The sequence below is a fragment of the Planktothricoides sp. SR001 genome (genome assembly GCF_001276715.1).
Lineage (GTDB): Bacteria > Cyanobacteriota > Cyanobacteriia > Cyanobacteriales > Laspinemataceae > Planktothricoides > Planktothricoides raciborskii.
The window spans coordinates 1-12,493 of sequence record NZ_LIUQ01000028.1 but is presented as its reverse complement, the minus strand read 5'-3'; the positions used below and the strand labels follow the sequence as shown (position 1 = coordinate 12,493).

Sequence of the window (12,493 nt, the reverse complement as noted above, 5' to 3'; positions counted from 1 at the left end):
AATAAACAATGCGAATATCAATCGGTCGTCCCATTGCCAATACCCAGGTCTATCTGCTAGACAAATATCTGCAACCCGTCCCCATTGGCATTCCCGGAGAAATCCATATCGGGGGTGCAGGTTTAGCCCGAGAGTATCTCAACCGTCCTGAAACTACTGAAGAGAAATTCATCCCCAATCCCTTTACTAAGGAACCTGGTTCTCGCCTCTACAAAACAGGTGACTTAGCCCGTTACCTACCAGATGGCAATATCGAATTTCTCGGTCGCATTGACAACCAAGTCAAAATACGCGGTTTCCGCATCGAACTGGGAGAAATTGAAGCCGCACTGCTGCAACATCCCAACATCGAAGAAAGCCTAGTTTTAGCCCGAGAAGACATTCCAGGAGACAAACGTTTAGTCGCCTATATTGTTCCCACTCAAGAGGAAGTTCCCACCTTAGACTCCCTGCGCCATTTCCTCAAGCAAAAGTTGCCAAACTACATGGTGCCTGCGGCTTTCGTGGTTTTGGAGGCCTTTCCCCTCACCCCCAATGGGAAAATCGATCGCCGCGCCTTGCCTGTCCCCGATCTACTCGGACAAAACTCGGAAAACACCCACGTTGCCCCTCGAAATTCGCTTGAACAAAAACTGGCAGAAATCTGGGGTAAAGTGCTTTGGCTAGATCGGAAAGTCGGCATCCACGATAACTTCTTTGACCTCGGTGGTCATTCCCTGCTTTCGGTTCGCCTGGTGGCGGAAATCGAAAAAGCTTTCAACCAAAAACTCCCCGTTGCTGCCCTATTCCAACTCAGTACCATTGCCGAACTCGCTCCACTCTTGCAACTAGGGGAAGAAACCACAGAAAATACAGCAGTTGAGGGAAAATCTACCCCGTTGCTTCCAAATTCGTCCTTAGACCCGGAAATTTATCGTCAGCTTTTAGCCTATACCGCTGGGTGGCAAGGAAAAAGAATTGCTGACAATGCTCTGATGGTGGGTGTAAACACTGAAGGTTCTCAGCAACCACTCTTTTGGTGCTTTCAAGGGTTTCGAGAACTGACTCAATTAGCTAAATATCTCGGCACCGACCAACCCTTGTATGGGATGCGATCGGGTCACCAAGCTATGAAGAAAATCCCTGAAAATTCCACCGCTTTAGCCGCTCACTACGTCCAGGAAATCCTCACCGTGCAACCACAAGGCCCCTACCTGCTTGGCGGCAACTGTCAGGGGGGCAGGGTTACTTTTGAAATTGCTCAACAGCTTTGGCAACGAGGAAAAGTGATTACCTTGTTAGCACTGCTAGAAAACCCGGAACCAACGCCTTATCCTGGTCGCCTTGCCCTATTGTTTGGGCGTGATAGTCAGTTTAACCCTTATCGCTCATTTTGGTGGCCTGAGTGGGGTTGGCGCAAGTTCTATCCCGGAGGGTTTTCTGTAGATTTAATTCCTTGCCGGCATGGGCAGTTTTTTAATGAACCGAATGTTCAGATTCTAGCGGAAACGTTACAAGCTTACATTCAAGCAGCGCCAACTATTCCCACTCCTTCTCCAGTTGTGGCAAATCAAATTACTTATCCTATATTGCCCGACGTGGCTTATCAAGCCCAACTGACTGCTCCTTTATTCCTGTTCGCTAAACCAGGCGAAATCATCGATGTTGCGGTGACAGTGAAGAATATTAGCCCGGTTGCTTGGCCTGATTCACAAGCGAGTGGGATTACTCTGGGAAATCATTGGTTGGATACTGATGGGAATATGATTTGTGGGTCTGATGGTCGAGTTGCCTTACTCCAAGATTTGCACCCCAACGCCGACGTGGTGTTGTCCTTGTCCGTGAAGGCGCCAAATGCGGTGGGTGAGTATATTTTAGAGTTAGATTTAGTAGAAGAAGGGGTAACTTGGTTTCAACAAAAAGGTTCCAAAACAACAGGGATTAATGTTAAAGTCTCGGAGAATCCAGTTTTAATCCACTCAGAGTCTCGACTAAAACAAATTCAGGCTGATTTAGCGCGATCGCGCACCCGACTCTCCCAAATCAAGGCATTTTTAGAGTAAAATTTATTACAGAAATCTTAGGACAATGCCAGTGACAGCAACCCAACCCCCACAAGTCAGCGTCATCATCCCAGCTTATAACGGTTCGCGCGACATTCAGCAAGCCATAGAAAGCGTTTTCACCCAAACTTACCAGAATTGGGAGCTAATTATCGTCGATGATGGCTCCACCGACAACACTCGGCAAGTTGTGCAACAATATGGCCATAAACTGCGCTATTTTTATCAAGAAAATCAAGGAGTTGCAGCGGCTAGAAATCGCGGCATTCTGGAAGCTAAAGGCGAATTAATCGCATTTTTGGATCAAGATGATTGGTTTTTGCCCGATAAATTGGCGCTACAAGTGGCATCTTTTCCAGAACACCCTTCTATCGGAATTGTCCATAGTGGATGGCAAATTGTCAACGAGACTGGAGGAGCAATTTCTGATATTGCATTATGGCATATTTTACCGGATTTAAGTTTAGCTGATTGGTTGTTGTGGAAGCCGGTATTTTTGGGGGCGATGCTGTTTCGTCGTGATTGGTTAGAATTCGCTGGCGGATTTAACTGTCGCTATCATCAAGCACCGGATGTAGATTTGGTGTTGCGGTTGGCGGTGATGGGATGCAAAGCTGCTTGGGTAAATCAAAAAACGGTATGCTATCGTCAGCATGAGACTAATGCTTCGCGCAATACACCGTTACAAGTTAGGGAATGTCAAACGGTGCTGGAGAGGTTGTTTGCTCGACCCAATTTACCCGATGAAATTCGCCAATTAGCGCGTCAGGCTCGCTACAATAACTTAGTCTGGAGTGCGTGGCGGTTGTATTTTACCGGCCATCGGGCGGAAATGGCTAATTATCTTGCAAAATCTTTATCTTATACTCCTTTTTCTCGGACGGAAACTGTGCTAAACTGGATTGAGTATTTCCAGAAGTATTCTAGGGAATATGGCCATGAATTTGCGGCTGATTCCCTGAGCCATTCTCAGGATTGGCAAGAATTGATGGCTATGCTATTTTAAATCGACGTAGAAGGAAATTTGATAATTCAATATGCTAAAAACGATTTTTGGGACGGTGAAACAAGGAAAAATAGAATTGCTTGAGTCAGCCGAACTAGAGGAAGGAACTCAGGTGCTGGTGACATTGATTCCAAATAATGAATCTGAGTTTTGGTGGCAGGCTAGTCAGGTTTCATTAAATGAAGTTTGGGACAATACTGAGGATGATATTTATGGCGAGTTACTCAAAAAATGAGATAATTTTGGTTCGCTATCCGTTTTCAGACTTGTCCAGTTCAAAGGTCAGACCTGCTGTGGTGGTGAGTTCGCCACACCCGTCTCAAGATATCTTAATTGTGCCTCTAACAAGTAAAACAGTCTCATTGCTTGATGGGGAATTTGCACTGGTTGATTGGTCGGCAGCAGGATTAAATGTAGCTACGGCAGTCAAGCGAGGTTTATACACAGTGCATGAGAACTTGGTGATTAAAGCGATCGGCAAGTTATCTGATGCAGATGCAAAACAATTAGAGCAGTCATTGCGAGGCTGGCTGGGGTTAATTTAATCAATCAGTAAATGAGTTGTCGTAATGACCGAAGTTGTATGCTAAGATGGACTTTTTGCTGGCTCCAGTTTACCTGATGAAATTCGCAATTTAGGTCGATCGCCTCTTGATATTAAGTGAGTGAATAATAATGTTGGGTTTCGTACCTCAACCCAACCTACGAATCAAGCTATGTAGCAATAAACCCAACCTGTATAATAATGTTGGGTTTTGTACCTCAACCCAACCTACTAATATGGAAAAACACAACATCCAAAATTCACAAGTATTAATTATTACCAGTATGCACCGCTCTGGCAGTTCCTTAACTGCTTCTTTACTACAGAGCGCGGGTCTGCATATTGGACGGCGGTTGATGGGTGCGGCTGAAGGAAATATTAAAGGTCATTTTGAAAATCTGGACTTTTGGAGCCTACATCAAAAAGTTCTCAAATCTCAAGGGGCAAATGAGGAAGGCTGGACGCTACAAGACCAGATTCAGGTTGACGACTATTATAGAGAAGAAGCCAAGAATTTAGTTGCCCAAAATGCTATCAGCGGATTATGGGGATGGAAAGACCCCCGCACAACCTTATTTTTAGAATTTTGGGCTAATCTGCTACCAGAGGCGAATTTTTTGCTGCTGTTTCGCTATCCTTGGGAAGTGGTTAGTTCTCTCTACCGAAAAGGGCAACCCTATGCAATTTTTCAAGAACAGCCAGAACTGGCTATTAAGTTTTGGCTCCATTACAATCAGAAAATATTAAATTTTTCCAATTCTTTTCCCCAGCGTTGCTTTTTAGTCAGTCTGAACAATTTTTTGCAGCATACTCAGCCATTTATTGATGCCTTAAATCAAAAGTTTAGGATTAATTTATCGATTCCTAATCCAACGATTTATCAGCCAAGTTTATTACATCGACAAAACTCAGAAGGGCATCGAGCCAGCCTGATTAACCATTATTACCCAGAAGCGATCGCCCTCTATCAAGAACTCGAAGCCCGTGCATGGCAACTAACCGATGCACCCGATACTTCCTGGCAAGAAAAGCTGAAGTCTTCTCCTTATAGAGTTTGGGCGTTTCAAGATTGGGTAAAGGTTGGCAATCTTCAGGGAGAAAATCAAAAGTTGCAGCAGGAATTGGGGCAAACTCAGTCTCAACTGCATCAAACTCAGGAGGAATTGGGGCAAACTCAGTCCCAACTGCACCAAACTGAGGAAAAATTGGGGCAAACTCAGTCTCAACTGCACCAAACTGAGGCGGAATTGGGGCAAACTCAGTCCCAACTGCATCAAACTCAAGAGGAATTAGGGCAAACTCAGTCCCAACTGCACCAAACTGAGGCGGAATTGGGGCAAACTCAGTCTCAGCTTGAAGAACGTCAAACTCAACTCTATCAAACGGAGGCAATGCTGTCACAATATCAATCTCACCTCCAGCAAGTAGAAACTCTGTTAGAACAATCTCAAACTCAACTGCATCAAAAAATCGAAGAGTTAGAAAAAACTCAAGGGCAACTGCACCAAACTGAGGCGGAATTGGGGCAAACCCAGTCCCAACTGCACCAAACTGAGGAAAAATTAGGGCAAACTCAGTCCCAACTGCACCAAACTGAGGAAAAATTAGGGCAAACTCAGTCCCAACTGCACCAAACTGAGGAAGTTTTAGAACAGTCTCAGGCTCAACTCCATGAAACTGAGGCAGTTTTAGAACAATCCGTGACTCAATTGCAGCAGAAAACCCAGGAGTTGCAGCAGTCTCAGTCTCAGCTACACCAAGTTCAGGAGGAATTAGAGCGATCGCAGTCCCAGCAGCAGCAAATCAAACAAGAAGAACAACAGGCTAAATCTGAACTTGCCCAAACTCGCTCAAAACTCGAAGCCGTTCAAACTCAACTCTATCAAACGGAGGCAATGCTGACAGAATATCAATCTCACCTCCAACAAACAGAAAGTGCCTTAGAGCGATCGCTGTCTCAACTGGAAGAGACTCGTAGCGAGTTAGAACGCTATAAAACTGAAGTCGAGCGATCGAGGCTTGAAGATACTCTCGCCAGAACTGCCGAGAATGAGCCACATATGCAGTACAATCTCCTATTGTGGGATGGTTGGCAAGCATATAGAAATGGCGATATGAACAAGATGGCTCATTGCTTGCAACAGTCGTTAAAATTCACGTCTTTATCCCGAACGGAAACCATCCTCAACTGGCTAGAAAATTTTTCTAGATTTTCTTCAGAGAGTGGCTATCATCTCGATATTCAGGAATTGACCAACTTAGCCGAATGGCAACAACTCGTGCGTCGCCTAACCGCAGCTAAATCCCTGATTGCTATTAAATAGAAGATTCTGTTTTTACAAGAAACAATAGACTTCTTGCTTTTCCAAGCTAAAAAGCCCCTCTTAAAAAGGGGGCTGGGGGATCAATCCGGTATTTGACAAGAAACAATCATTTAAGGAGTTTTCAAGATGGATAATTCTACTGCTTCAGCTTCCGACAGTGTAGAAATAATCTCCGTTCATGTGCCTAAAACTGCTGGCGTAACCTTTGGTCACATTATTTTACCGCAAATTTATAGTCTAGAACAAATTTTTTATGATTACGAATCTTTACCTGTAGAGGTTTTACAAGATAAAATTACCTCCAAAACTAAAGTGATTCATGGACACTTCCCCGCCATAAAATATCAAAAGGCATACCCCAACGCTAAAATAATAGTTTGGCTGAGGAATCCAATAAATTATTTAATTTCAGCGTATTATTTTTGGCTGACTTTTCCTACTGACCATCCAAATTCAACTGATTTTCATAAATATGTAGTTAACAACCAGATTAGCTTTGAAGAATTTATCAATTGCAAACAGACTCAAAATCGCATATCAATATACTATTGTCAAGGAATAAATTTGGAAAATTTTCAATTCGTAGGGATTCAAGAATTCTTTCGAGAAGATTTACGGGAGCTACAGAACCTATTAAACTGGCCTGAAGTCAAGGTGACACCTTCTAATCGAAATACCTATCCTGATTATGAGGATCTGGTCAAAAGCATCTTGAGCGATCGGCGCTTAATTGGGAGGATAGTTTCTCTCAATAGTGCAGATATGGAACTTTATCAAGCTGCTCTGAACCTAAGAGCGAAGCGCAAAGGGTTATCCAATTCTCTGCAACAGTATCAAGTTTATTTACAAGCATCCCAGCAACATCTTCACTCTATCCAGACTATCCAACTGATTGCCTAGAGATAGAGATTCACTTTAAATATAAAGAATAGAACGATAAAATTTTAGTTAAAGTAAGCATGAACAATCAAATCTACAAAAGCCATCCCGATCAAACTGTAATCTGTACGATTGTTGCGAAAAATTATTTACCTCAAGCTCGGTGCTTAACTGAGTCATTTTTAGAGCATCATCCAGAAGGTCAAGTCTTCGTCTTGCTTGTAGATAAAATAGATGGATATTTTGACCCGCTTCAAGAGCAGTTTACGACCATTGAACTGAAGGATCTGGATATTCCTGAGTTAAAATCAATGGTCAACCGCTATAAAATTATAGAACTCTGTACTGCGGTCAAGCCATTTTTCCTTCAATATCTTTTTGATCGCTACAAATATAATAAAATTTGCTACTTTGACCCGGATATTTATTTTTACCAATCTGTTGAAGATGAAATTTGGAAGAAGCTCGATCGCGATCGCATTATTCTCACCCCTCATTTATTAGCTCCTATTGATGACGAATGTTATCCCAACGAAATTGCCATCATGCAAGCTGGCATTTACAATCTAGGCTTTATCGGTCTCCGCAAACATACCGAAGTCGAGAAGCTCTTAAGCTGGTGGCATAGCAAATTAGTCAAATATTGCTATATGGAACCCGAACAAGGGATGCACGTCGATCAGAATTGGATTGATTACGTGCCGAGTCGTTTCGATCATGTCTATATTAGTCGCCATCCCGGAATTAATGCAGCCTACTGGGATTTATCCAATCGCTGTCCGGAATATATTGATCGTACATATATCGTTAATGGAGTTCCACTGAACTTCTTTCACTTCAGTGGATACGATCCAGACAAGCCGGATATCATTTCCAAGCATCAAAATAGGTTTACCTTCTCCGATTTACCCCAACTAAAACCTTTGTTTGAAGGCTATCGAGAGCGGCTTAAAGCCAATGGTTGGGATAGCTTCCGAAATTTTCCCAATGCTTATTATCCTCAACCGTCAGTAAAATCAACCCCAATTCAAGATCGACCCCCTGAAAATTTAATAATCCAGAACCCCATCCAGTTTCCTTATGGAATCAATATTCTCGGTTATGTGAATGGAGAGTTTGGTGTCGGAGAAGCGGCTAGAGCAAATATAAGATCCATAGAAGCTGCTGATATCCCTTTTTCTATCACTAATTTAACCCCCGATTTTCAACGTAACTTAGATTTAGAATACCAAAAGTTCAGCCAAGAAAACCCATATCCCATTAATTTGCTTCATATAAATGCCGATTCAGTCAGTGGATTTGCCCAATCTGATTTCGGTCGCAAATATTTACAAAATCGCTATAACATAGGTGTCTGGTATTGGGAAGTTCCGATATTTCCAGAAAAATGGAAGCCCGCCTTTCAGTTTTTTGATGAAATATGGACGGGTAGCAATTATGCGGCTGAAGCAATTTCCAAAGTTTCGCCAATTCCCGTAATTAAAGTAATCAATAGTGTGGCAATGCCTCAACCTTCTATCAGTCGAGAAGAACTGCATTTGCCTAAAGATAGATTTATTTTTCTATTCATTTTTGACTTTTTAAGTGTCTTCGATCGCAAAAACCCATTGACTACTATTGAGGCATTTAAACGAGCCTTTGGTTCGGATAATGACAAAGTTTTGCTCACGATCAAGTTTTCTAACAGTCAATATTTTCCAGAACAATTACGGGTTTTACAAAAAGTAACGAAAAGTTGTTCCTCTATCCGACTGATAGATGGATATTTATCCAGACCTGAACTCAATGCTTTGGTTTATAACTGTGACTGCTATGTGTCGCTACACCGTTCTGAGGGTTTTGGACTGACCCTGGCAGAAGCAATGTTTTATGGTAAACCCGCGATCGCCACTGGATACTCGGGAAATCTCGAATTTATGAATGTTGGTAACAGTTTTCTAGTTCCATACGATTTATTAACTCTCGATCGCGATTATGGTCCTTATGAAAAAGGTAATGTTTGGGCGGATCCAGATATTAATCGTGCAGCAGAATTAATGAAGTATGTATTCGATCACCAAAAAATTGCCAAAGAAATTGGCGAACGAGCATCCCGTGAAATTAAATCTCTTTTAAACCCAAAAACTGTGGGACAAACAATTGAAAATCGTCTCCAAGAAATTAGACGCATGAATGTCACCAGACCGAATCACATGGAAAAACTTCAGTCTGCTACTGGTTCGCTTGATCCGAAAGCTCAAGCTTGGATGCAAGCAGCTCAACAAATCCAGCGAGAGCTGCTCGAATACCAATCTTCTCTTTCGACTCGCTGAATATTTTTATTGACAATTAGCAGTTATTAAGCTTCGAGGCGAGTCACTTGTCTATAACAGGTGCTTGCCTCGTTTATGCGACCAATTTCAGCCAACAAATTACCTAGATTTTTGTAGAAGAGAGGGAAGTCTGGTTTTAACGTAATAGCTTTTCGATAAGCTGCAATTGCTTCGTCCATGAAACCTTGTTTGCTTAATAAATCTGCCATGTTGCCATAAGACCAACAACAAGCAAGATAATTCGGATCTGGATCTATAGATTTGCGAAAGCTGGCGATCGCTTCATTAATATTTCCCTGTTTTTTGAATGCTTCTGCTAGGTGAAATTGACCCCAGAAAAAATCAGGTTTTATCTGAATGCATTTTTGATAGCACTGAATTGCTCCATCTAAATTTTGCAGCTTTTCTAAACTTTGCCCTAGCTGAACATAAACCTCTGCATCATCCGGCTGCAACTGCAACGCCATCTGATAAAAGACGATCGCCCCATTAGAGTTTCCCTGCTGGGCTAAAGCATTCGCCAACTGCACATAAAGCTGGGCATTATCCGGCTGAATTTCTAAAGCCTTGTGATAATTTTGTAAATCCCCTGGTTGCTCTTGAATTGCCCGATGATACCAGCCCAAAGCTTTAGCTAAATCGGACATAGCCCGTTCTCGCAAAGCATCGGCTATTCTGGAACAAATCCCCGCTAAATCTGGCTGAAGTTCCACCGCTTGACTATAAGCTTTTTCCGCTTCATCCCACCGTTGCAATTTCATCAGCACATCCCCCAAACTTTGGTGGGTTAGGGCAGAGGAAGGATTCAGTTGCAAAGCCTGACGGTATGCGGGTAATGCTTGCCCCCAGCGTTTCAGTTGGACTAAAGCCCCGCCAAAATTATGGCATGAGTGAAAATCTGGTTTTAGGGCGATCGCTCTCTCCAAAACCGCCACCGATTCTTCCCACCGTTGTAATTGAATCAGAGCATATCCTAAATAATTATAAGCGTCAGAATTTTGCGGATTTAACTGAATAGCTCGCCCATAAACCTTAACCGCATCCTGCCACTTCAGTTGTTTAGCAAAAATATCCCCTAACTGGCGACAAGTTTCTCCGTTATCCGGCTGCAACTCCAGCACCTTAGTATAAACTGCTGCTGCTGCATCCAACTCATTTTGTTTCACTAATATTTCAGCAATCTTCTGATAAGCTGGCGCAAATTTCGGCTCAACTGAAATCAGGGTGCGATAGCAAGCCAGGGCTTCTTGCCATTCTCCTTGCTTGGCCAATTCTTGACCTAATTTATAGCAACAATCGATTAATTTTGGATTTAATTCAATAGCGCGACGATAACAAGTAATCGCCTCTTGGGACTGCCCTGTTTCACTCAAAACTTCCCCTAAATTATGATAAGCTGCTGCTAAATTCGGGTTCAGTTGAATCGCTCGACCATAACAGGCGATCGCCTTTTCCCGCTGACCTTGTTTTAATAAAATATTGCCTAAATTAAAATGTTCTTCCGGTTTAGCCTTTGCCGGTTCTAACTCGTAAGCGCGATACCAACATTCGGCAATTTGCGGACTCATCTGTGGGTCGGACTTGCCGGAACGTTCTGCAAAAATCTTGGCTAAGTTGCGATAAAACCCTGCCACCTTGGGTTTAAGATTAATCGCTTTTTGGTAGCAAGAAATAGCCTTCTCAAACTGCTTTTGCTGTCCATAAATACTGCCCAAATTCGCCAATGCCTCAGCAAATTGTGGTTTCAGGGCAATAGCTTTCTCATAAGATTGCATCGCGGACTGAATATTCCCTAAACCCTGGAAAGCATTACCTAGTAATTTATAGGCATAAGCATTATTTGGTGCTACAGATAAGGCTTTTTGGCAAAGAGAAATTACTTTTTGCCATTGTCGGCGATCGGCATAACTTTTTGCTAGTTCAAGATAGTCATTGACGTCAAATATAGAAGATGCGTCGTTAGCGGCATTATTAGCAGTATTTTTTTTACCTTGCACCGATAAACTACCCGATAAAGTATCCTGGGGATCGGCGTACCCATTGACCTGAAAAAAACCTTGACTAGCCGCCGCTAAAGTATCCTCTGGAGTTGGTGTAGTTTGTGTCTTTTTCGCCTTTAATGCAATGGCTTGACGATAACAAATTGTCGCCTCCTCTAAAGCACCCGATCGCTGCAAAGCCGCCGCTAAATTTTGATAAGCCTCTGCCCAATTGGGATTCAATTTAATTGCATTTTTGTAACAGGCGATCGCCTCAGTCCCTTGCCCTGCTTTGAGTAAATTATTTCCCACCTCAAAATATTGTGCTGCGGTTACACCAGTGGGTTCTAACTCATAAGCCCGATACCAGCAGTTAGCCGCTGATGCTGCTTGGTTGAGGATCGTCCAAACTTTGGCTAAATTGCGATAAACCCCGGCAAAATCTGGTTTAACTTTAATTGCTTGTTGGTAATAATTCACCGCTTGCTGCCACTGCTTCGCCTCAGCGTAAATCGTCCCTAAATTGGCTAATGCTTCCGCCATCTTTGGATCTAATTCTATAGCGCGATGATACCAGCGTTTTGCCACTTCCACCTGACCCAGGACTCGGCAAATATTCCCCGCCGTTTTGCAAGTGCTGGGGCAGTTGGGGTCAAGGTTCAAAGCTTGTTGACAATAAGCTTGTGCTTGGTCGAGTTGACCAGCATTTAAATGGAGTTCTGCCAGTTGATTTAGTTGGGCGATACGGGAAGCTATGCTGTCAGGGCTGGTTGCAGGAGTTTCGCTGAGGTTTACCATAGTTCTTTAAACAAATAGCCAAAAGAAGTTTACCACTAAAGAGGCTGATTTTTGGCGCGATCGCGTAAAAATTTTTTGCAGGTTGGCATAACCACAAAGACACAAAGAACACAAAGAAGCCTAAACAACCGATTTCTGAGTTTTTTGGGCAGCCCGCTTTTCTGGATTATAACCATAAATTCTGGATATTTCCTCTAGATCGATTCGGCTGCCGATAAATTCTGGTAATTGAGCGATTAATTGCGCGATCGCTCTCATCAGAATCAAAAATTTGATATAATTGGTTAATTAATCAGCAATATCCATCCTCTCCATCTCTATTATATAGGAGATCAAAATGGTACAAGCACCCGTAAAACCAAACAGCGAAACTCTATCGCTTCAGTTACCAAAAACCATTGGGCTTTATGTCACCCAAGAACAATTTGCTGCCCTGGCAATAGCTAATCAAGATTTACAACTAGAACGAACCGCGCAAGGAGAATTAATCGTGAATCCACCTACTGGCTGGCAAACCGGAGAACGTAATAGCAATATTTCTGGAGAGTTGTATCTATGGTGGCGCAATTGCGGCGAACCGGGGAAAATTTTTGATTCTTCTACTGCTTT

Annotated in this window: 9 protein-coding genes and 1 pseudogene; 8 read left to right on the top strand and 2 right to left on the bottom strand. The window is 42.8% G+C overall.

The window, feature by feature from the left end; all coding sequences use genetic code 11:
* Positions 1 to 8: 8 nt before the first annotated feature.
* From AM228_RS16675 to AM228_RS35360, 7 genes are all read left to right on the top strand, one after another.
* On the top strand, positions 9 to 2,042 hold the full coding sequence (locus AM228_RS16675) for a phosphopantetheine-binding protein (RefSeq protein WP_054467261.1): 2,034 nt from the start codon (positions 9 to 11) through the stop codon (positions 2,040 to 2,042).
* Between the two features lie 25 nt (positions 2,043 to 2,067).
* Positions 2,068 to 3,048, top strand: coding sequence for a glycosyltransferase (locus tag AM228_RS16670; RefSeq protein WP_054467260.1), 981 nt, complete (start codon positions 2,068 to 2,070; stop codon positions 3,046 to 3,048).
* 31 nt (positions 3,049 to 3,079) lie between these two features.
* Positions 3,080 to 3,283: a hypothetical protein gene (locus AM228_RS16665; RefSeq protein WP_054467259.1), complete on the top strand. Its 204-nt coding sequence runs from the start codon at positions 3,080 to 3,082 to the stop codon at positions 3,281 to 3,283.
* Complete coding sequence (locus AM228_RS16660) at positions 3,261 to 3,593, top strand: type II toxin-antitoxin system PemK/MazF family toxin (protein ID WP_054467257.1); 333 nt, start codon at positions 3,261 to 3,263, stop codon at positions 3,591 to 3,593. The genes AM228_RS16665 and AM228_RS16660 overlap by 23 nt, the downstream gene beginning before the upstream one ends.
* Before the next feature lie 235 nt (positions 3,594 to 3,828).
* Positions 3,829 to 5,916, top strand: a complete 2,088-nt coding sequence (locus tag AM228_RS16655; protein ID WP_054467256.1) for a sulfotransferase — start codon at positions 3,829 to 3,831, stop codon at positions 5,914 to 5,916.
* A gap of 126 nt (positions 5,917 to 6,042) precedes the next feature.
* Positions 6,043 to 6,816 (top strand): sulfotransferase family 2 domain-containing protein, encoded by a 774-nt coding sequence (locus AM228_RS16650; protein WP_054467254.1) that lies wholly within the window; start codon positions 6,043 to 6,045, stop codon positions 6,814 to 6,816.
* A 59-nt stretch (positions 6,817 to 6,875) separates the two neighbouring features.
* Positions 6,876 to 9,107, top strand: a complete 2,232-nt coding sequence (locus AM228_RS35360; protein ID WP_054467253.1) for a glycosyltransferase — start codon at positions 6,876 to 6,878, stop codon at positions 9,105 to 9,107.
* 26 nt (positions 9,108 to 9,133) lie between these two features.
* Here AM228_RS35360 and AM228_RS16640 read toward each other — a convergent pair whose 3' ends face one another.
* Both AM228_RS16640 and AM228_RS32860 read right to left on the bottom strand, forming a co-directional pair.
* Positions 9,134 to 11,884: a tetratricopeptide repeat protein gene (locus tag AM228_RS16640; RefSeq protein WP_054467252.1), complete on the bottom strand. Its 2,751-nt coding sequence runs from the start codon at positions 11,882 to 11,884 to the stop codon at positions 9,134 to 9,136.
* A 120-nt stretch (positions 11,885 to 12,004) separates the two neighbouring features.
* The gene (locus AM228_RS32860) at positions 12,005 to 12,151 is read right to left on the bottom strand and encodes a hypothetical protein (protein ID WP_156331843.1); all 147 of its coding nucleotides are present in this window, start codon (positions 12,149 to 12,151) and stop codon (positions 12,005 to 12,007) included.
* Between the two features lie 70 nt (positions 12,152 to 12,221).
* Here AM228_RS32860 and AM228_RS16635 point away from each other — a divergent pair.
* Positions 12,222 to 12,493 (top strand): annotated as a pseudogene (locus tag AM228_RS16635) (Uma2 family endonuclease); the annotation flags it as partial.